The organism is Citrobacter sp. 172116965, from assembly GCF_013458095.1.
Taxonomy (GTDB): domain Bacteria; phylum Pseudomonadota; class Gammaproteobacteria; order Enterobacterales; family Enterobacteriaceae; genus Citrobacter; species Citrobacter braakii.
Genome location: NZ_CP046673.1, coordinates 3,483,764 through 3,503,877, shown reverse-complemented (window position 1 = coordinate 3,503,877; position 20,114 = coordinate 3,483,764). Strand labels below are relative to the sequence as shown.

The following is a 20,114-nucleotide window of genomic DNA, read 5'->3' as shown; positions in this document are numbered from 1 at the left end:
GACCCCTGATTACGCATATAAAAGAAGGCACAAGATGCCTTCTTTTTTTTCATCGCAGTAGTAGTGATACAGGAGTCCCAAATGGAAATGACCAACGCTCAACGTCTGATTTTGTCTAATCAGTACAAAATGATGACTATGCTCGATCCCACTAACGCCGAGCGTTATCGTCGTTTGCAGACGATTATTGAACGCGGTTACGGCTTGCAGATGCGCGAGCTGGATCGTGAGTTTGGTGAGCTGACGGAAGAAACCTGTCGTACGATAATCGATATTATGGAGATGTATCACGCATTACATGTGTCCTGGACTAATCTTAAGGACGCGCAGGCTATTGATGAGCGCCGCGTGACCTTCCTTGGCTTTGACGCCGCAACGGAAGCCCGTTACCTCGGGTACGTACGTTTTATGGTTAATGTGGAAGGTCGTTATACCCACTTTGATGCGGGTACGCATGGCTTCAACGCCCAGACCCCGATGTGGGAAAAATATCAGCGTATGCTGAATGTCTGGCACTCTTGCCCGCGCCAGTATCACCTGAGTGCGAATGAAATTAACCAAATCATTAATGCCTGAGGGGGCGAGCGTGCAGTGCAAAGGTTTTCTGTTTGATCTGGATGGAACGCTGGTCGATTCCTTACCCGCAGTAGAACGCGCGTGGTGCAACTGGGCCGATCGTTTTGGCCTCGATCACGCCGAGGTGCTCGGCTTTATTCATGGCAAGCAGGCCATTACCTCCCTGCGACACTTTATGGTGGGCAAATCTGAGGCTGAGATCGCCGCGGAATTCACCCGCCTGGAGCAGATCGAAGCGACGGAAACCGCGGGGATCACAGCGCTGCCGGGAGCGGTTGATTTACTCAACCACCTCAATAAAGCGGGTATTCCATGGGCGATTGTGACCTCCGGATCCATGCCGGTCGCACGAGCGCGTCATCGTGTCGCGGGTCTGCCTGCTCCTGAAGTGTTTGTCACCGCCGAGCGGGTAAAAAGAGGCAAGCCCGAGCCTGACGCCTATCTGTTAGGCGCCCAGCTTCTGGGTCTTGCGCCACAGGAATGCGCGGTGGTGGAGGATGCGCCCGCTGGGGTGCTTTCAGGACTGGCGGCAGGGTGTCATGTGATAGCGGTCAACGCGCCTGTGGACACGCCGCGTCTGGATGAGGTCGATTTTTCGCTGACCAGTCTGGAACATATTTCTGTGACCAAACAGCCTAACGGAAATGTGGTCGTAGTAAGAAATACCTGAACATGATTTAGCCCCAGATTGTTGGGGCTTTTTTATGGCAGAATCGATCCATCCCTCTCATTTAACAAGGATATGTTGTGAACGGTGAATTGACATGGGTTCTCTCATTGCTGGCGATTGCCGTCGTCTTGTTTGTCACTGGCAGAGTGCGTATGGACGCGGTCGCTTTGCTGGTCATCATTGCCTTTGTTCTGAGCGGAACATTGAGCATCACAGAAGCCTTTTCCGGATTCAGCGATCCTAACGTTATTTTGATAGCGGCATTATTCATTATCGGCGACGGCCTGGTGCGTACCGGGGTGGCGACGGTAATGGGTGCCTGGCTGGTGAAGGTGGCTGGCAGCAGTGAAGTCAAAATGCTGGTGTTGCTGATGATTACCGTTGCCGGGCTCGGGGCGTTTATGAGTTCGACCGGCGTGGTCGCCATCTTTATCCCGGTGGTCTTAAGCGTTTCCATGCGCATGGAAATTTCCCCTTCACGCCTGATGATGCCGCTGAGCTTTGCCGGCCTGATAAGCGGCATGATGACGCTGGTGGCGACGCCGCCTAACCTGGTTGTCAACAGTGAACTGTTACGTGAAGGACTTAACGGGTTCAGCTTTTTTAGCGTTACCCCGCTGGGGCTGGTGGTTCTGGTTCTCGGCATAATTTATATGCTGCTGATGCGCTTTATGCTCAAGGGAGAAGATTCCAAACAGCCGGGAGACGGCTGGAAACGCCGGACCTTTCGCGATCTGATTAAAGAATATCGCCTGACCGGGCGCGCGCGTCGGCTGGCGATTCGTCCCGGTTCTCCTATGATTGGCCAGCGTCTGGATGATCTGAAGCTGCGTGAGCGCTACGGAGCAAACGTGATTGGCGTGGAACGCTGGCGTCGCTTTCGTCGCGTAATAGTCGACGTTAACGGGGTTTCTGAGTTTCGCGCCCGTGACGTATTGCTGATTGATATGTCCGCGGCCGATGTCGACCTGCGTGAATTTTGCAGTGAACAGTTTCTGGAACCGATGGTACTGCGCGGCGAATACTTCTCGGAGCAGGCGCTTGATGTGGGGATGGCCGAGATCTCTCTGATCCCTGAATCGGAATTGATCTGCAAAACGGTACGGGAAATCGCTTTTCGTACCCGCTACGGGCTGAATGTCGTTGGGCTGAAGCGCGATGGCGCGGCTCTGGCTGGAGCGGTGGTGGATGAGCCATTGCTGATGGGCGATATCATATTAGTGGTGGGCAACTGGAAGCTCATCACACTGTTGGGACAAAAAGGGCGTGATTTTGTCGTGCTGAATATGCCCGAGGAAGTCAGTGAAGCTTCTCCGGCGCACAGCCAGGCACCGCATGCGATTTTCTGTCTGGTGCTGATGGTTGCTCTGATGCTCACTGATGAAATTCCCAATACGGTGGCTGCGATCATCGCTTGTCTACTGATGGGGAAATTTCGCTGTATTGATGCCGAAAGTGCCTATAAAGCGATTCACTGGCCAAGCATTATTTTGATTGTCGGGATGATGCCCTTCGCGCTGGCTTTACAAAAAACCGGCGGTGTCGACTTGGTGGTGAAAGGGCTGATGGATGTCGGTGGCGGGTATGGCCCGTATATGATGTTGGGCTGCCTGTTCGTGCTGTGTGCGACTATCGGGTTATTTATCTCCAACACCGCGACGGCGGTGCTGATGGCGCCAATCGCGCTGGCGGCTGCAAAGTCGATGGGCGTTTCACCGTATCCTTTTGCGATGGGGATTGCGATGGCGGCATCCGCAGCCTTTATGACACCGGTCTCTTCGCCGGTAAACACTCTGGTGCTCGGACCTGGCAACTACAGCTTTAGCGATTTCGTGAAGATTGGCGTACCGTTTACCATCATTGTGATGGCGGTGTGCGTGGTGATGATCCCGATGCTGTTTCCGTTTTGATGTTGTTGGCGGATGGCGACGGGGATATCTTCGCCGCCACCGGGTCATGCGTTTATAGCGGAGAATCCTGGCTGATTTCATCTAATGAGAGGTGAAAACTCGGGACAAACACGTCCATAAAGTAGTCCATCTCTTCGCTGCGTCGCGACTCGAGCGTTTTTTCCAGACGCGTCTTGGCAAGCAGAAATTCGTTGTTACCGGCAGAGAGTTCCTCCAGACACTTCAGATACGCGCACAGGGCATCGGCCTGTTTAACAATCGATCTCTCTTCTTCACTTAAGGCATGTTCATCAATGAGCGGCGCAAAAATATCGCGCAGTTCATCAGGTACCATATCGACCAGTTTTTGCTGGGCAATTTTCTCTATCGCTTTATATTCCTGCGCAATCTGCGAGTTGAAATATTTCACCGGGGTAGGGAGATCACCGGTCAGAACTTCTGACGCATCGTGATACATCGCCAACAGAGCAATACGCTCAGCATTAACCTGACCACCAAATTTGCGGTTTTTGATCGCGGCCAGCGCATGGGCAACCATGGCAACCTGCAGACTGTGTTCAGACACGTTTTCGGTGCGCACGTTGCGCATCAGCGGCCAGCGATTAATGAGCTTCAGACGGGAGAGGTGGGCAAAAAAATGGCTCTGCTTCATAACGACCCTTATATGATGGCAACCTAAGAGTCATTTTGCGCAGAGAAGGCTGTCAGATGCAAATACTCGTCATTCATCCGACAGCCTTTGTTTAATTACAGCTGGTGATACCCTGACAGGAAACGCTCAAATTTACTCAGCGACATTTCAATATCGTCAATACGCGGCAGCGTGACGATGCGGAAATGATCCGGCCACGGCCAGTTGAACGCTGTTCCCTGAACCAGCAGTACTTTTTCCTGCAGCAGGAAGTCGAGCACCATCTTCTGGTCGTCATGAATGTTGAAGCGTTTAGCATCAATTTTCGGGAACATATACAGCGCGCCGCGCGGTTTTACGCAGGAGACACCAGGAATGTCATTGAGCAGTTCCCAGGCGCGGTTGCGTTGTTCATACAGACGCCCACCAGGCATGATAAATTCGCTGATGCTCTGGTATCCGCCCAGCGCGGTCTGAATGGCATGTTGCGCCGGAACGTTGGCACACAGGCGCATAGAGGCCAGCATCTCAAGACCTTCAATATATCCTTTAGCATGTTTCTTCGGCCCGTTCAGCACCATCCAGCCCTGACGGAAACCGGCAACGCGATAGGTTTTTGACAGGCCATTGAAGGTGATGGTCAGCAGATCCGGCGCCATTGCAGCGATGGAGTGGTGTTCAGCATCGTCGTAGAGAATTTTGTCGTAAATCTCATCCGCAAAGATGATGAGGTTGTTCTGGCGAGCAATCTCAACAATCTCCATCAGCAGCTCTTTAGAGTAAACAGCGCCGGTTGGGTTGTTTGGGTTGATGATGACGATTCCACGCGTACGCGGCGTGATTTTGGCGCGGATATCATCCAGGTCCGGGAACCAGTCTGATGATTCGTCACACAGGTAGTGCACGGCATTACCGCCGGAGAGCGATACCGCCGCCGTCCACAGCGGATAATCAGGAGCAGGAACCAGCATTTCGTCCCCACTGTTCAGCAATGCCTGCATAGCCTGCACAATTAATTCAGAAACGCCGTTGCCGATATAAATATCTTCCACGGTTACGTCGCGCATACCACGGGCCTGGTAATGCTGCATAATCGCTTTACGGGCGGAATAAAGGCCTTTGGAGTCGCAATATCCTTGCGCTGTTGGCAAATTGCGGATCACATCCACCAGTATTTCATCTGGCGCTTCAAACCCGAATGGCGCCGGGTTGCCGATGTTCAGTTTCAGAACCTTATTGCCTTCTTCTTCCAGGCGCTTTGCTTCCTTCAGAACCGGGCCGCGAATGTCATAACAGACGTTTTCTAATTTGCTGGATTTTTCAATGGGGGACATGAACGTTGACCTTTTTAGCTGTGAATGCCACTCCCTGCCATGGAAGTCAGCCCAGCACAATGTACTCCCACGGCGGTGAGTTTTGAAGGGTCTTTAGTAGAAGATTTTGAAAAGCTATGAAGTGATAATTAACTGTTAACAACTAAATAATGTAAATATTATGAGATAATAATCTATCTAGATGTGTTTTGTTGGTAGTATGTTTTGTTTTATTGGTTTTGTTGTGGTGAATTGTTTGGTCAAAAAAAGTTAAGCCTGTAAAGCGAAATGTCACGGGTGTCTAAGCTGGATGAGGTAATTCGAAAATACTGAGGTTTTAACTGCGGGACCTGTTATCGGCCTGATCCGTACGTGATACGGTGTGAATTCATTGTTAAGCAGAATTAATGAATTGAAGAATTCTTAATTAATTATTATTTAATATTTAAACGACATTAAATTGGATGGGCCAATAATAGCAAAACCGCTGCTCTGACATAACACCTGGTAGCCTGGTAATGACTCCAACTTATTGATAGTGTTTTATGTTCAGATAATGCCCGATGACTTTGTCATGCAGCTCCACCGATTTTGAGAACGACAGCGACTTCCGTCCCAGCCGTGCCAGGTGCTGCCTCAGATTCAGGTTATGCCGCTCAATTCGCTGCGTATATCGCTTGCTGATTACGTGCAGCTTTCCCTTCAGGCGGGATTCATACAGCGGCCAGCCATCCGTCATCCATATCACCACGTCAAAGGGTGACAGCAGGCTCATAAGACGCCCCAGCGTCGCCATAGTGCGTTCACCGAATACGTGCGCAACAACCGTCTTCCGGAGCCTGTCATACGCGTAAAACAGCCAGCGCTGGCGCGATTTATCCCCGACGTATCCCCACTGTTCGTCCATTTCCGCGCAGACGATGACGTCACTGCCCGGCTGTATGCGCGAGGTTACCGACTGCGGCCTGAGTTTTTTAAATGGCGGAAAATCGTGTTGAGGCCAACGCCCATAATGCGGGCGGTTGCCCGGCATCCAACGCCATTCATGGCCATATCAATGATTTTCTGGTGCGTACCGGGTTGAGAAGCGGTGTAAGTGAACTGCAGTTGCCATGTTTTACGGCAGTGAGAGCAGAGATAGCGCTGATGTCCGGCAGTGCTTTTGCCGTTACGCACCACCCCGTCAGTAGCTGAACAGGAGGGACAGCTGATAGAAACAGAAGCCACTGGAGCACCTCAAAAACACCATCATACACTAAATCAGTAAGTTGGCAGCATCACCCTCTTTCTCGTTGCTATATTCCGATGAATATCACGGGAATTAAAATAGCCAGGAAAGAGAATTGTTTCGTTTGTTAAACCAAATACATCCTTATTTTCACTTGGTTACACTAAGCGAAACTGCGAGGGAGGCACATTACAAATGGAGTTGTTTGATTCCAAATGCACAGCATTAACCCGGTATGACCCGCGAGTAAGTGAAAAACTATGATAAATGCAAATCGTCCGATAATTAACCTCGACCTCGATCTGCTGAGAACCTTCGTTGCTGTTGCCGACCTGAATACCTTTGCGGCTGCGGCAGCTGCGGTATGTCGAACTCAGTCTGCGGTGAGTCAGCAAATGCAGCGTCTTGAGCAACTCGTGGGGAAAGAGTTGTTCGCGCGCCATGGACGCAACAAACTACTGACCGAACATGGTATACAACTGTTGGGTTACGCCAGAAAAATACTGCGCTTTAATGATGAGGCATGCTCATCATTAATGTTTAATAATCTTCAGGGAGTGTTAACTATCGGTGCTTCTGATGAATCAGCCGATACCATACTGCCTTTCCTGCTCAACCGAATAAGTTCGGTTTATCCGAAGCTTGCGCTGGATGTGAGGGTCAAGCGTAACGCCTACATGGTGGATATGCTGAAGTCGCAAGAAGTGGACTTGGTTGTGACTACCAACCGTCCTGGCGATTTTGAATGTCTGAATCTGCGTACCTCGCCAACGCATTGGTACTGTGCTGCCGAATATATTCTGCAAAAAGGTGAGCCGGTACCGTTGGTTCTGCTGGACGATCCGAGCCCGTTTCGCGATATCGTGCTGGCGACATTAAATGCTGCTCAGATCCCGTGGCGTCTGGCTTATGTTGCTTCAACATTACCTGCGGTTCGCGCGGCGGTAAAAGCAGGGCTCGGCGTCACTGCGCGGCCTGTTGAAATGATGAGTCCGGATTTACGCGTACTGGGCGCCGCCGACGGATTACCGCCATTGCCTGATACTGAGTATTTGTTGTGCTGCGATCCGTCCACGCAAAATGAGTTGGCAGAAGTTATCTTTAAGTCGATGCAAACGTATCAAAATCCTTGGCAATACAATCAGTTTACCCCGGAAGGGGGAGATGACTCGCTGATTGTTGAAGGCGACTTTGAGTAATCCGTCACAAAAAATCGTTTTAAAATGTTAGTGTAAAAAAGAGCCACTGGTGATGAAAAAACATCCAGTGGCTCTTTTTTTATGCAAATATTGCCGCTTTATGTCATTTGCTATACTAAAACTTAACAAAATCAGAAGGTAAAAAAACGGCCTGACATCTGGTTGAAAAATAAGCAGCAGCGTTACTAATTGTTTCCATGTTAAAAAACTAGAGAAATTGTTGCTGTTTTTTATGGTGAATTAACAAAAGCGTGTCACAGATCAAGAAAATACTCCCATTTAGGGGGAGGCATCTGGGTGAATTCCTGTCAAAATAGGTGAGTATTATCTTTTTTACTTCACTACGGACACGATTCAACAACATTAAAAATGACCGATGATGCGATCGAAATTGGTCTAAATAGCACTTTATGTTAATGAAGTTGGAGCGGTGTAAAATAATGTGAGGAAACTTTTGTTAAAGTTGACAAAAGGTTATAGAAAGGAGTAAAAAACCCCATCAATTAGCTGTATAAAATGGTTTTTCACAGTGATTGTAAGGTTTTTTTTATTCCTCCCCATGAATCGATGTGGCGTTCATCTGCCGAAAAGAGCAGAGAATTTGGCGCTACTTTTGATGAGTAAGCAATGAGTATGTCAACATCCACTGAAATCATCGCTCATCACTGGGCATTCGCTATCTTTCTTATTGTTGCCATTGGCCTGTGCTGCCTGATGCTCGTCGGCGGCTGGTTTTTAGGTGGTCGCGCGCGCGCGAGATCTAAAAACGTGCCGTTTGAATCAGGTATCGACTCGGTCGGCACCGCCCGCTTGCGCCTGTCTGCCAAGTTTTATCTGGTAGCCATGTTCTTCGTTATCTTCGACGTTGAAGCGCTGTATCTGTTCGCATGGTCAACTTCTATCCGTGAAAGCGGCTGGATTGGCTTTGTGGAAGCTGCAATTTTTATTTTTGTGTTACTGGCAGGTCTGGTTTATCTGGTGCGTATTGGCGCGCTGGACTGGACGCCCGCGCGTTCACGCCGCGAGCGTATGAACCCTGAAACGAACAGTATCGCTAATCGTCAACGCTAACCGCGAGGCATTAAGATGGATTATACGCTCACCCGCATAGATCCTAACGGTGAGAACGACCGTTACCCCCTGCAAAAACAGGAGATCGTAACCGACCCCCTGGAGCAAGAAGTTAACAAAAACGTGTTCATGGGCAAGCTGCATGACATGGTTAACTGGGGCCGTAAAAACTCAATTTGGCCATATAACTTTGGCCTTTCCTGCTGCTACGTTGAGATGGTGACCTCGTTTACCGCCGTGCACGATGTGGCCCGTTTTGGTGCGGAAGTACTGCGTGCATCGCCGCGTCAGGCTGACCTGATGGTCGTAGCCGGAACCTGCTTTACCAAAATGGCGCCGGTTATTCAGCGCCTCTACGATCAGATGCTGGAACCGAAATGGGTTATTTCCATGGGCGCATGCGCCAACTCCGGCGGTATGTACGACATCTATTCTGTGGTGCAGGGCGTTGATAAATTTATTCCGGTCGATGTGTACATCCCGGGATGCCCGCCGCGTCCGGAAGCGTATATGCAGGCTCTGATGCTGCTGCAAGATTCCATTGGCAAAGAACGCCGTCCGCTCTCCTGGGTGGTTGGCGATCAGGGCGTTTATCGCGCCAATATGCAGTCAGAACGCGAGCGTAAACGCGGCGAACGTATTGCTGTAACGAATCTTCGTACACCAGACGAGATTTAATTTGCGCCTGTCGGCAGCAGCACTTCCTTCGCTTATCACTACATAAATAGCGCGAAGCACTGCCGACCACCACGGACCATTTGCAATGGTGAACAATATGACCGACTTAACCGCGCAAGACGCTGTATGGCAAACACGGGATCACCTTGATGACCCGGTCATTGGCGAACTGCGCAACCGTTTTGGGCCGGATGCCTTTACCGTTCAGGCGACTCGCACCGGGGTACCTGTTGTTTGGGTCAAGCGTGAACAATTACTGGAAGTTGGCGATTTCTTAAAGAGACTGCCGAAACCTTACGTCATGCTGTTTGACTTACACGGCATGGACGAACGTCTGCGTACGCACCGCGAAGGGTTACCTGCCGCGGATTTTTCCGTTTTCTATCACCTGATCTCCATTGAACGCAATCGCGATATCATGCTCAAGGTGGCATTGTCTGAAAACGACCTGCGTGTACCAACGTTCACCAAACTGTTCCCGAACGCCAACTGGTATGAGCGTGAAACCTGGGAAATGTTTGGCATCGACATCGAAGGTCACCCGCACCTGACGCGTCTGCTGATGCCGCATACCTGGGAAGGTCATCCGCTGCGTAAAGACTACCCGGCGCGTGCGACCGAATTCGATCCGTTTGAGCTGACCAAAGCCAAACAGGATCTGGAAATGGAATCACTGACCTTCAAACCAGAAGAATGGGGTATGAAGCGTAGTTCCGAAAACGAGGACTTCATGTTCCTCAACCTCGGTCCTAACCACCCGTCTTCTCACGGTGCGTTCCGTATTGTGCTGCAGCTTGATGGCGAAGAAATCGTCGACTGCGTGCCTGACATCGGCTACCACCACCGTGGCGCTGAAAAGATGGGTGAACGTCAGTCCTGGCATAGCTACATTCCGTACACCGACCGTATCGAGTACCTCGGCGGCTGCGTTAACGAAATGCCTTACGTACTGGCCGTTGAGAAACTGGCTGGCATCACCACGCCGGATCGCGTCAACGTGATTCGCGTTATGTTGTCTGAACTGTTCCGTATCAACAGCCACCTGCTGTACATCTCCACGTTCATCCAGGACGTCGGCGCGATGACCCCGGTCTTCTTCGCCTTTACCGACCGTCAGAAAATCTATGACGTAGTGGAAGCGATCACCGGTTTCCGTATGCACCCGGCCTGGTTCCGTATCGGCGGTGTGGCACACGATCTGCCGCGCGGTTGGGACAAACTGCTGCGTGACTTCCTCGACTGGATGCCAAAACGTCTGGATTCCTACGAGAAAGCCGCACTGCGTAACACCATCCTGAAAGGCCGTTCGCAGGGCGTTGCCGCTTATGGTAAGAAAGAAGCGCTGGACTGGGGTTGTACCGGTGCTGCGCTGCGTGCGACCGGTATTGATTTTGACGTGCGTAAAGCGCGTCCATACTCTGGCTACGAAAACTTTGACTTTGAAGTCCCGGTTGGCGGCGGCGTGTCCGACTGCTATACCCGCGTGATGCTGAAAGTTGAAGAGCTGCGCCAGAGTCTGCGCATCCTTGAGCAGTGCCTCAACAACATGCCGGAAGGCCCGTTCAAAGCGGATCACCCGCTGACTACGCCGCCGCCGAAAGAGCGCACGTTGCAACATATCGAAACCCTGATCACCCACTTCCTGCAGGTTTCGTGGGGACCGGTTATGCCGGCAAACGAGTCCTTCCAGATGGTGGAAGCGACCAAGGGTATTAACAGTTACTACCTGACCAGCGATGGCAGCACCATGAGTTACCGTACCCGTATCCGTACCCCGAGCTATGCGCACCTGCAGCAGATCCCGGTAGCGGTACGTGGCAGCCTGGTGTCCGACCTTATCGTCCACCTGGGTAGTATCGATTTTGTTATGTCAGATGTGGACCGCTAATTATGCACGAGAATCAACAACCACAAACCGAGGCTTTTGAGCTGAGTGCGGCTGAGCGTGAAGCGATTGAGCACGAGAAGCACCACTACGAAGACCCGCGTGCGGCGTCCATTGAAGCGCTGAAAATCGTTCAGAAACAGCGTGGCTGGGTGCCGGATGGGGCGATCTATGCGATCGCTGATGTGCTGGGGATCCCGGCAAGCGACGTAGAAGGTGTTGCCACGTTCTATAGCCAGATCTTCCGCCAGCCGGTAGGTCGCCACGTGATCCGCTATTGCGACAGCGTGGTGTGCCATATCAACGGCTATCAGGGGATCCAGGCTGCGCTTGAGAAAAAACTCAACATCAAGCCGGGGCAGACGACCTTTGACGGTCGTTTTACGCTGCTCCCGACCTGTTGCCTGGGGAACTGCGATAAAGGGCCGAACATGATGATCGATGAGGATACTCATGCTCACCTGACCCCGGAAGGCATTCCCGAACTGCTGGAGCGGTATAAATGAAAGACATTATCCGTACTCCCGAAACGCATCCGCTGACCTGGCGTCTGCGTGATGACAAACAGCCGGTCTGGCTGGACGAATACCGTAGCAAGAACGGCTACGAAGGTGCACGTAAGGCCCTGACCGGGCTGTCACCGGACGAAATCGTTAATCAGGTAAAAGACGCTGGCCTGAAAGGGCGCGGCGGTGCGGGCTTTTCCACCGGTCTGAAGTGGAGCCTGATGCCGAAAGACGAATCCATGAACATCCGTTACCTGCTGTGTAACGCCGATGAAATGGAGCCGGGTACCTATAAAGACCGTCTGCTGATGGAACAGCTGCCGCACCTGCTGGTGGAAGGCATGCTGATCTCCGCGTTTGCGCTGAAAGCGTACCGTGGTTACATCTTCCTGCGTGGTGAATATATCGAAGCGGCTGTGCATCTGCGTCGCGCGATTGCCGAAGCAACCGAAGCCGGCTTGCTTGGCAAAAACATCATGGGCACCGGTTTCGACTTCGAACTGTTTGTCCACACCGGGGCAGGGCGCTATATCTGCGGTGAAGAGACGGCGCTGATTAACTCCCTTGAAGGTCGTCGTGCTAACCCACGTTCCAAGCCGCCGTTCCCGGCAAGCTCTGGCGCTTGGGGTAAGCCGACCTGCGTTAACAACGTCGAAACCCTGTGTAACGTACCGGCTATCCTCGCGAACGGCGTGGAGTGGTACCAGAACATTTCGCAGAGCAAAGACGCGGGCACCAAGCTGATGGGCTTCTCCGGTCGCGTGAAGAACCCTGGCCTGTGGGAACTGCCTTTCGGTACTACCGCGCGCGAGATCCTCGAAGATTACGCGGGCGGCATGCGCGATGGCCTGAAGTTCAAAGCCTGGCAGCCGGGCGGCGCGGGTACTGACTTCCTGACTGAAGCGCACCTCGATCTGCCGATGGAATTCGAAAGCATTGGTAAAGCCGGTAGCCGTTTGGGCACCGCGCTGGCAATGGCCGTCGATCACGAGATTGGCATGGTTCCTCTGGTGCGTAACCTCGAAGAGTTCTTTGCCCGCGAGTCCTGCGGCTGGTGTACGCCGTGCCGTGACGGTCTGCCGTGGAGTGTGAAAATTCTGCGCGCGCTGGAGCGTGGCGAAGGCCAGCCTGGGGATATCGAGACGCTTGAGCAACTGTGTCGTTTCCTCGGCCCGGGTAAAACCTTCTGTGCACACGCACCGGGTGCGGTGGAGCCGCTGCAGAGCGCCATTAAATATTTCCGCGAAGAATTCGAAGCTGGCATCAAGCAGTCCTTCAGCAATACCCATCAGATTGGTGGTATTCAGCCGAACCTGCTGAAAGAGCGCTGGTAATAGCAGGGTAACCCTGAATCGCGATCAGAAATTCGATTAACGCTCGGTTTTAGACCGAGCCAACTGGAAGCATGCTGACTATGGCTACGATTCATGTAGACGGCAAAGAATATGAGGTCAACGGAGCGGACAACCTGCTGGAAGCTTGTCTGTCTCTCGGCCTTGATATTCCGTACTTTTGCTGGCACCCGGCGCTGGGAAGCGTCGGTGCTTGCCGCCAGTGTGCGGTGAAGCAATATCAAAACGCGGAAGACACGCGTGGTCGCCTGGTGATGTCTTGTATGACACCGGCCACCGAAGGCACCTTTATTTCAATTGATGACGAAGAAGCGAAGCAGTTTCGCGAAAGCGTAGTGGAGTGGTTGATGACTAACCACCCGCACGACTGTCCGGTCTGTGAAGAGGGCGGTAACTGCCACCTTCAGGATATGACCGTCATGACCGGTCATAGCTTCCGTCGCTACCGCTTCACGAAGCGTACTCACCGCAACCAGGACCTGGGGCCGTTCATCTCTCACGAAATGAACCGCTGCATCGCCTGCTATCGCTGCGTACGTTACTACAAAGATTACGCCGATGGCGCGGATCTGGGCGTCTATGGCGCGCATGACAACGTCTACTTTGGTCGTCCGGAAGACGGTACGCTCGAAAGCGAATTCTCCGGTAACCTGGTGGAAATTTGCCCGACCGGCGTCTTCACCGATAAAACGCACTCCGAGCGTTATAACCGTAAATGGGACATGCAGTTTGCGCCGAGCATCTGCCAGCAGTGTTCTATCGGCTGTAACATCAGCCCGGGCGAGCGCTACGGTGAACTGCGTCGTATCGAAAACCGCTACAACGGTACCGTTAACCACTACTTCCTCTGCGACCGTGGTCGTTTTGGCTATGGTTACGTGAACCTGAAAGACCGTCCACGCCAGCCGGTACAGCGTCGTGGCGATGACCTGATCACGCTGAATGCCGAACAGGCGATGCAGGGCGCGGCAGATATTCTGCGTCAGTCGAAGAAAGTGATTGGTATCGGCTCCCCGCGTGCCAGCGTTGAAAGTAACTTCGCGCTGCGTGAACTGGTCGGTGCGGATAACTTCTATACCGGTATTGCCCAGGGCGAGCAGGAACGTCTGCAACTGGCTCTGAGCGTGCTGCGTGACGGCGGTATTCATACCCCGGCACTGCGCGAAATCGAGTCATACGATGCGGTTCTGGTCCTGGGCGAAGATGTCACCCAAACCGGCGCGCGCGTTGCGCTGGCAGTGCGTCAGGCGGTGAAAGGTAAAGCGCGTGAAATGGCGGCGGCGCAGAAAGTGGCCGACTGGCAGATTGCGGCAATCCTCAACATCGGCCAGCGCGCCAAGCACCCGCTGTTCGTTACCAACGTCGATAACACCCGTCTGGATGATATCGCGGCATGGACCTACCGTGCGCCGGTTGAAGATCAGGCGCGTTTAGGTTTCGCGATCGCCCACGCGCTGGATAACAACGCACCGGCGGTTGACGGTATCGACCGTGACCTGCAGAACAAAATTGACGTCATCGTTCAGGCTCTGGCCGGGGCGAAGAAACCACTGATTATTTCCGGTACCAACGCCGGTAGCGCCGACGTGATTCAGGCTGCTGCCAACGTGGCGAAGGCGCTGAAAGGCCGTGGCGCAGACGTCGGGATCACCATGATTGCTCGCTCTGTCAACAGCATGGGGCTGGGTATGATTGGCGGTGGTTCCCTCGACGACGCGCTGACCGAACTGGAAACAGGTCGTGCTGACGCCGTTGTGGTGTTGGAAAATGACCTGCATCGCCATGCTTCAGCAACGCGTGTGAACGCCGCGCTGGCGAAAGCGCCGCTGGTACTGGTTGTTGACCATCAGCGCACGGCTATTATGGAAAACGCCCATCTGGTGCTTTCCGCCGCTAGCTTCGCCGAAAGCGATGGTACGGTAATTAACAACGAAGGTCGCGCCCAGCGTTTCTTCCAGGTCTATGACCCATCCTACTACGACAGCAACACCGTAATGCTGGAAAGCTGGCGCTGGCTGCACTCGCTGCACAGTACCGTGCAGAGCCGTGAAGTGGACTGGACGCAGCTCGACCATGTTATCGACGCGGTCATTGAGAAGTTACCGCAGTTGGCGGGTATTAAAGATGCCGCGCCGGATGCAAGCTTCCGTATCCGTGGACAGAAACTGGCACGTGAACCGCACCGCTACAGTGGTCGTACCGCAATGCGCGCCAACATCAGCGTTCACGAACCGCGTCAGCCGCAGGACAAAGACACCATGTTCGCTTTCTCTATGGAAGGGAACAACCAACCGTCTGCGCCGCGTTCACAAATTCCGTTTGCCTGGGCTCCGGGCTGGAACTCCCCACAGGCGTGGAACAAGTTCCAGGATGAAGTGGGCGGTAAACTGCGTCATGGCGATCCGGGCGTGCGTCTGATCGAAGCTTCGGCGGGTGGTCTGGATTACTTCACAACCGTTCCGGCGAGCTTCCAGGCTCAGGATGGTCAGTGGCGTGTCGCGCCTTACTATCATCTGTTTGGTAGTGACGAAATGTCCCAGCGTGCGCCTGTCTTCCAGACCCGTATGCCGCAGCCGTACATCAAACTCAACCCGGCTGATGCCGCGAAGTTGGGTGTTAATGCCGGTACGCGCGTTTCTTTCAGCTACGATGGCAACACGGTTACGCTGCCGGTTGAAATCGCTGAAGGATTAACGGCAGGGCAGGTTGGTTTGCCAATGGGTATGCCTGGCATCGCGCCGGTTCTGGCTGGTGCACGTCTTGAGGATCTGCAGGAGGCACAACAATGAGTTGGATTACACCCGATCTGATTGAGATCCTGCTGAGCGTTCTCAAAGCGGTCGTGATTCTGCTGGTGGTGGTCACCTGCGGGGCATTCATGAGCTTTGGCGAACGTCGTCTGCTCGGTCTGTTCCAGAACCGTTACGGACCGAACCGTGTTGGCTGGGGCGGTTCGCTCCAGCTGGTTGCGGACATGATCAAGATGTTCTTTAAAGAAGACTGGATCCCGAAATTCTCGGATCGCGTCATCTTTACCCTGGCACCGATGATCGCCTTCACCTCGCTGCTGCTGGCTTTCGCCATCGTGCCGGTGAGCCCGAACTGGGTGGTTGCTGACCTGAACATCGGGATCCTGTTCTTCCTGATGATGGCAGGCCTCGCGGTATACGCAGTGCTGTTCGCAGGCTGGTCCAGTAACAACAAATACTCGCTGCTCGGTGCGATGCGTGCGTCTGCGCAGACGCTGAGCTACGAAGTATTCCTCGGACTTTCCCTGATGGGCGTGGTGGCGCAGGCCGGTTCATTTAACATGACCGACATCGTCAACAACCAGGCTGATATCTGGAACGTTATTCCGCAGTTCTTTGGTTTTGTCACCTTTGCCATCGCGGGCGTGGCGGTGTGTCACCGTCACCCGTTTGACCAGCCAGAAGCCGAGCAGGAACTGGCCGACGGTTACCACATTGAATACTCCGGTATGAAATTCGGTCTGTTCTTCGTGGGTGAGTACATCGGCATCGTCACCATTTCTGCACTGATGGTTACCCTGTTCTTCGGTGGCTGGCATGGTCCGTTCTTACCGCCATTCGTCTGGTTCGCGCTGAAAACCGCGTTCTTCATGATGATGTTCATTTTGATTCGTGCGTCGTTACCGCGTCCTCGTTATGACCAGGTAATGTCCTTCGGCTGGAAAGTCTGTCTGCCGCTGACGCTCGTCAACTTGCTGGTAACGGCGGCTGTCATTCTCTGGCAGGCGCAATAAGGGACACAAAGACCATGACCTTAAAAGAATTGTTAGTAGGTTTCGGCACCCAGGTACGCAGTATCTGGATGATCGGCCTGCATGCGTTCGCGAAACGCGAAACGCAGATGTATCCGGAAGAGCCAGTCTATCTACCGCCCCGTTTTCGTGGTCGTATCGTTCTGACCCGTGACCCGGACGGCGAAGAGCGCTGCGTTGCCTGTAACCTGTGTGCAGTAGCGTGTCCGGTAGGCTGTATCTCTTTGCAAAAAGCAGAGACCAAAGATGGCCGCTGGTATCCGGAGTTTTTCCGCATTAACTTCTCACGCTGCATTTTCTGCGGCCTGTGCGAAGAAGCCTGTCCGACAACGGCTATTCAGCTGACTCCAGATTTCGAGCTGGGTGAGTACAAGCGCCAGGACCTGGTTTACGAGAAAGAGGATCTGCTGATCTCCGGTCCGGGTAAATACCCGGAATATAACTTCTACCGGATGGCAGGTATGGCAATCGACGGCAAAGATAAGGGCGAAGCAGAGAACGAAGCCAAGCCTATCGACGTCAAGAGCCTGTTACCGTAAGGAGAGGGGCAATGGAGTTCGCTTTTTATATCTGTGGCCTGATAGCCATTCTCGCAACCTTGCGGGTGATCACCCATACCAATCCGGTACACGCACTGCTGTACCTGATTATTTCGCTGCTGGCGATTTCCGGGGTGTTCTTCTCGTTAGGTGCTTACTTCGCGGGGGCGCTGGAAATAATCGTCTACGCGGGCGCCATCATGGTGTTGTTCGTGTTTGTGGTCATGATGCTCAACCTCGGTGGTTCTGAAATTGAACAGGAACGCCAGTGGCTGAAACCGCAGGTGTGGATTGGACCGGCGATTCTGTCGGCCATCATGCTGGCGGTTATTGTTTATGCCATTCTGGGTGTTAACGATCAGGGCATCGACGGGACGCCAATTAGCGCGAAAGCTGTCGGTATTTCCCTGTTCGGACCGTATGTACTGGCGGTCGAGCTGGCTTCGATGCTGCTGCTGGCAGGTCTGGTTGTAGCCTTCCACGTAGGGCGCGAAGAGCGTTCTGGTGAAGTGCTGAGCAATCGCACCGATGACCGCGCGAAAAGAAAAACGGAGGAGCACGCATGATCCCCTTACAACATGGACTGATCCTCGCGGCTGTCTTATTCGTACTGGGCTTAACCGGTCTGGTTATCCGCCGCAATCTGCTGTTTATGCTGATCGGGCTGGAAATCATGATTAACGCCTCCGCGCTGGCCTTCGTGGTCGCCGGAAGCTACTGGGGCCAGACCGATGGTCAGGTGATGTATATTCTCGCCATCAGCCTTGCGGCTGCGGAAGCGAGCATTGGACTTGCGCTGTTGCTGCAACTTCATCGCCGTCGCCAGAACCTGAACATCGATTCAGTAAGTGAGATGCGTGGATGAACATGCTTGCCTTAACCATTATTCTGCCATTTATTGGCTTTGTATTACTGGCGTTCTCTCGCGGTCGTTGGTCAGAAAATCTGTCCGCGACCGTGGGCGTCGGGTCGATTGGCCTGGCGGCGCTGGTGACCGCGTTTGTTGGCGTTGACTTCTTTGCTAATGGTCAACAGGCCTACAGCCAGCCGCTGTGGACGTGGATGTCTGTCGGTGACTTCAATATCGGTTTTAACCTGGTGCTGGACGGCCTGTCGCTGACCATGCTCAGTGTGGTGACCGGTGTGGGTTTCCTGATCCACATGTTCGCCTCCTGGTATATGCGCGGTGAAGAGGGATACTCCCGTTTCTTCGCCTACACCAACCTGTTTATCGCCAGCATGGTGGTTCTGGTACTGGCGGATAACCTGCTGCTGATGTACCTCGGCTGGGAAGGCGTGGGCCTGTGCTCCTATCTGCTGATCGGTTTCTATTACACCGATCCGAAGAATGGCGCTGCGGCAATGAAAGCCTTCGTCGTGACCCGTGTGGGTGACGTGTTCCTCGCCTTCGCATTGTTTATCCTCTACAACGAGCTGGGCACGCTGAACTTCCGCGAAATGGTGGAACTGGCGCCTGCTCACTTTGCAGATGGTAACAACATGCTGATGTGGGCAACCCTGATGCTGCTGGGTGGTGCGGTGGGTAAATCCGCGCAGCTGCCGTTGCAGACATGGCTTGCTGACGCGATGGCAGGTCCGACGCCTGTCTCCGCGCTGATCCACGCCGCGACGATGGTTACCGCCGGTGTCTACCTGATTGCACGTACTCACGGCCTGTTCCTGATGACGCCGGAAATCCTGCATCTGGTGGGGATTATCGGGGCTATCACTCTCGTACTGGCTGGTTTCGCCGCGCTGGTACAGACCGACATCAAACGCGTTCTCGCATACTCCACCATGAGCCAGATTGGTTATATGTTCCTGGCTCTCGGGGTTCAGGCGTGGGACGCGGCGATTTTCCACCTGATGACGCACGCCTTCTTTAAAGCGCTGCTGTTCCTGGCATCCGGCTCGGTTATCCTGGCCTGTCACCACGAACAGAACATCTTCAAGATGGGCGGCCTGCGTAAGTCTATTCCGCTGGTGTATCTCTGCTTCCTGATCGGTGGCGCGGCGCTGTCGGCTCTGCCGCTGATTACCGCAGGCTTCTTCAGTAAGGATGAGATTCTGGCCGGTGCGATGGCGAACGGTCATATTAATCTGATGGTTGCAGGTCTGGTCGGTGCGTTCATGACCTCTCTGTACACCTTCCGTATGATTTTCATCGTGTTCCACGGTAAAGAGCAAATTCACGCTCACGCAGGGAAGGGGATTACACATCATCTGCCGCTGATTGTGCTGATGATCCTGTCCACCTTCGTTGGCGCACTGATTGTGCCACCGCTGCAGGGTGTACTACCTGCGACGACCGAGCTTGAGCATGGTCGCGTGATGACCCTGGAAATTACCTCCGGTATCGTCGCGATTGCAGGCATTCTGATCGCTGCATGGCTGTGGCTGGGTAAACGTACTCTGGTGACGTCGATTGCCAACAGTGCGCCAGGCCGTCTGCTGGGTACCTGGTGGTATAACGCCTGGGGCTTCGACTGGCTGTACGACAAAGTGTTCGTCAAGCCGTTCCTGGGCGTTGCATGGCTGCTGAAACGCGATCCGCTGAACGCAATGATGAACATTCCGGCGATCCTTTCCCGCTTTGCAGGTAAAGGCCTGTTGTTAAGCGAGAACGGCTATCTGCGTTGGTATGTAGCATCAATGAGCATCGGTGCCGTCGTTGTGCTGGCTCTGTTGATGGTACTGCGTTGATCGTAAAGTGAATTTTATCCAAATTCGTTGAAAATCAGGCCTCTATTAGGGGCCTTAAAAAGGAATAAAAAT

Annotated in this window: 18 protein-coding genes; 15 read left to right on the top strand and 3 right to left on the bottom strand. The window is 53.3% G+C overall.

Annotated features, from left to right (window positions below):
• Positions 1–81: 81 nt before the first annotated feature.
• From GPJ68_RS17065 to GPJ68_RS17055, 3 genes are all read left to right on the top strand, one after another.
• A complete protein-coding gene (locus tag GPJ68_RS17065; RefSeq protein WP_016153841.1) occupies positions 82–576 on the top strand; it encodes a YfbU family protein in 495 nt (164 codons plus the stop codon).
• On the top strand, positions 569–1,246 hold the full coding sequence (locus tag GPJ68_RS17060) for a sugar phosphatase (RefSeq protein ID WP_085951065.1): 678 nt from the start codon (positions 569–571) through the stop codon (positions 1,244–1,246). Before GPJ68_RS17065 ends, GPJ68_RS17060 begins: the two co-directional genes overlap by 8 nt.
• 77 nt (positions 1,247–1,323) lie before the next feature.
• Positions 1,324–3,156: an SLC13 family permease gene (locus GPJ68_RS17055; protein WP_180836882.1), complete on the top strand. Its 1,833-nt coding sequence runs from the start codon at positions 1,324–1,326 to the stop codon at positions 3,154–3,156.
• A 52-nt stretch (positions 3,157–3,208) separates the two neighbouring features.
• Here the strand turns inward: GPJ68_RS17055 and yfbR are convergent, their stop codons facing one another.
• From yfbR to GPJ68_RS17040, 3 genes are all read right to left on the bottom strand, one after another.
• On the bottom strand, positions 3,209–3,808 hold the full coding sequence (gene yfbR, locus GPJ68_RS17050) for a 5'-deoxynucleotidase (RefSeq protein ID WP_003028083.1): 600 nt from the start codon (positions 3,806–3,808) through the stop codon (positions 3,209–3,211).
• A gap of 95 nt (positions 3,809–3,903) precedes the next feature.
• Entirely contained in the window at positions 3,904–5,121 is a 1,218-nt protein-coding gene (alaA, locus tag GPJ68_RS17045) for an alanine transaminase AlaA (protein ID WP_005129483.1), read from the bottom strand.
• Positions 5,122–5,629: 508 nt separating this feature from the next.
• Positions 5,630–6,327, bottom strand: a protein-coding gene (locus GPJ68_RS17040; RefSeq protein WP_235611130.1) for an IS1-like element IS1B family transposase whose coding sequence is annotated in 2 segments (ribosomal slippage) — positions 5,630–6,078 and positions 6,078–6,327 — 699 coding nt in all. Because the reading frame shifts where the segments join, the coding sequence is not laid out codon by codon here.
• A 261-nt stretch (positions 6,328–6,588) separates the two neighbouring features.
• Here GPJ68_RS17040 and lrhA point away from each other — a divergent pair.
• The 12 genes from lrhA (at position 6,589) to nuoL (ending at position 20,042) form a co-directional block, all read left to right on the top strand.
• Complete coding sequence (lrhA, locus tag GPJ68_RS17035) at positions 6,589–7,527, top strand: transcriptional regulator LrhA (RefSeq protein WP_016153838.1); 939 nt, start codon at positions 6,589–6,591, stop codon at positions 7,525–7,527.
• A 627-nt stretch (positions 7,528–8,154) separates the two neighbouring features.
• Complete coding sequence (gene nuoA / locus GPJ68_RS17030) at positions 8,155–8,598, top strand: NADH-quinone oxidoreductase subunit NuoA (protein WP_003028077.1); 444 nt, start codon at positions 8,155–8,157, stop codon at positions 8,596–8,598.
• A 15-nt stretch (positions 8,599–8,613) separates the two neighbouring features.
• A complete protein-coding gene (gene nuoB / locus GPJ68_RS17025) occupies positions 8,614–9,276 on the top strand; it encodes an NADH-quinone oxidoreductase subunit NuoB (RefSeq protein WP_003028075.1) in 663 nt (220 codons plus the stop codon).
• Between the two features lie 85 nt (positions 9,277–9,361).
• Complete coding sequence (gene nuoC / locus GPJ68_RS17020) at positions 9,362–11,164, top strand: NADH-quinone oxidoreductase subunit C/D (protein ID WP_016153837.1); 1,803 nt, start codon at positions 9,362–9,364, stop codon at positions 11,162–11,164.
• A gap of 2 nt (positions 11,165–11,166) precedes the next feature.
• Entirely contained in the window at positions 11,167–11,667 is a 501-nt protein-coding gene (gene nuoE / locus GPJ68_RS17015; protein WP_003028069.1) for an NADH-quinone oxidoreductase subunit NuoE, read from the top strand.
• Complete coding sequence (gene nuoF / locus GPJ68_RS17010; protein WP_016153836.1) at positions 11,664–13,001, top strand: NADH-quinone oxidoreductase subunit NuoF; 1,338 nt, start codon at positions 11,664–11,666, stop codon at positions 12,999–13,001. The genes nuoE and nuoF overlap by 4 nt, the downstream gene beginning before the upstream one ends.
• A gap of 80 nt (positions 13,002–13,081) precedes the next feature.
• The gene (gene nuoG, locus GPJ68_RS17005; protein WP_075847833.1) at positions 13,082–15,808 is read left to right on the top strand and encodes an NADH-quinone oxidoreductase subunit NuoG; all 2,727 of its coding nucleotides are present in this window, start codon (positions 13,082–13,084) and stop codon (positions 15,806–15,808) included.
• On the top strand, positions 15,805–16,782 hold the full coding sequence (gene nuoH, locus GPJ68_RS17000) for an NADH-quinone oxidoreductase subunit NuoH (RefSeq protein ID WP_016153834.1): 978 nt from the start codon (positions 15,805–15,807) through the stop codon (positions 16,780–16,782). Before nuoG ends, nuoH begins: the two co-directional genes overlap by 4 nt.
• A 14-nt stretch (positions 16,783–16,796) precedes the next feature.
• Entirely contained in the window at positions 16,797–17,339 is a 543-nt protein-coding gene (gene nuoI / locus GPJ68_RS16995) for an NADH-quinone oxidoreductase subunit NuoI (RefSeq protein WP_005129470.1), read from the top strand.
• Between the two features lie 11 nt (positions 17,340–17,350).
• Entirely contained in the window at positions 17,351–17,905 is a 555-nt protein-coding gene (gene nuoJ / locus GPJ68_RS16990; protein ID WP_016153833.1) for an NADH-quinone oxidoreductase subunit J, read from the top strand.
• Positions 17,902–18,204 (top strand): NADH-quinone oxidoreductase subunit NuoK, encoded by a 303-nt coding sequence (gene nuoK, locus GPJ68_RS16985; RefSeq protein WP_006683663.1) that lies wholly within the window; start codon positions 17,902–17,904, stop codon positions 18,202–18,204. The genes nuoJ and nuoK overlap by 4 nt, the downstream gene beginning before the upstream one ends.
• The gene (gene nuoL, locus GPJ68_RS16980; protein WP_016153832.1) at positions 18,201–20,042 is read left to right on the top strand and encodes an NADH-quinone oxidoreductase subunit L; all 1,842 of its coding nucleotides are present in this window, start codon (positions 18,201–18,203) and stop codon (positions 20,040–20,042) included. The genes nuoK and nuoL overlap by 4 nt, the downstream gene beginning before the upstream one ends.
• Positions 20,043–20,114: the final 72 nt, after the last annotated feature.

Coding starts and splice junctions, on each gene's coding strand:
- nuoF (WP_016153836.1), top strand. CDS start 11,664: ATGAAAGACATTATCCGTACTCCCGAAACGCATCCGCTGACCTGGCGT.
- nuoJ (WP_016153833.1), top strand. CDS start 17,351: ATGGAGTTCGCTTTTTATATCTGTGGCCTGATAGCCATTCTCGCAACC.
- nuoB (WP_003028075.1), top strand. CDS start 8,614: ATGGATTATACGCTCACCCGCATAGATCCTAACGGTGAGAACGACCGT.
- nuoA (WP_003028077.1), top strand. CDS start 8,155: ATGAGTATGTCAACATCCACTGAAATCATCGCTCATCACTGGGCATTC.
- lrhA (WP_016153838.1), top strand. CDS start 6,589: ATGATAAATGCAAATCGTCCGATAATTAACCTCGACCTCGATCTGCTG.
- nuoI (WP_005129470.1), top strand. CDS start 16,797: ATGACCTTAAAAGAATTGTTAGTAGGTTTCGGCACCCAGGTACGCAGT.
- GPJ68_RS17065 (WP_016153841.1), top strand. CDS start 82: ATGGAAATGACCAACGCTCAACGTCTGATTTTGTCTAATCAGTACAAA.
- nuoK (WP_006683663.1), top strand. CDS start 17,902: ATGATCCCCTTACAACATGGACTGATCCTCGCGGCTGTCTTATTCGTA.
- GPJ68_RS17060 (WP_085951065.1), top strand. CDS start 569: ATGCCTGAGGGGGCGAGCGTGCAGTGCAAAGGTTTTCTGTTTGATCTG.
- nuoE (WP_003028069.1), top strand. CDS start 11,167: ATGCACGAGAATCAACAACCACAAACCGAGGCTTTTGAGCTGAGTGCG.
- alaA (WP_005129483.1), bottom strand. CDS start 5,121: ATGTCCCCCATTGAAAAATCCAGCAAATTAGAAAACGTCTGTTATGAC.
- yfbR (WP_003028083.1), bottom strand. CDS start 3,808: ATGAAGCAGAGCCATTTTTTTGCCCACCTCTCCCGTCTGAAGCTCATT.
- nuoC (WP_016153837.1), top strand. CDS start 9,362: ATGGTGAACAATATGACCGACTTAACCGCGCAAGACGCTGTATGGCAA.
- nuoH (WP_016153834.1), top strand. CDS start 15,805: ATGAGTTGGATTACACCCGATCTGATTGAGATCCTGCTGAGCGTTCTC.
- nuoG (WP_075847833.1), top strand. CDS start 13,082: ATGGCTACGATTCATGTAGACGGCAAAGAATATGAGGTCAACGGAGCG.
- nuoL (WP_016153832.1), top strand. CDS start 18,201: ATGAACATGCTTGCCTTAACCATTATTCTGCCATTTATTGGCTTTGTA.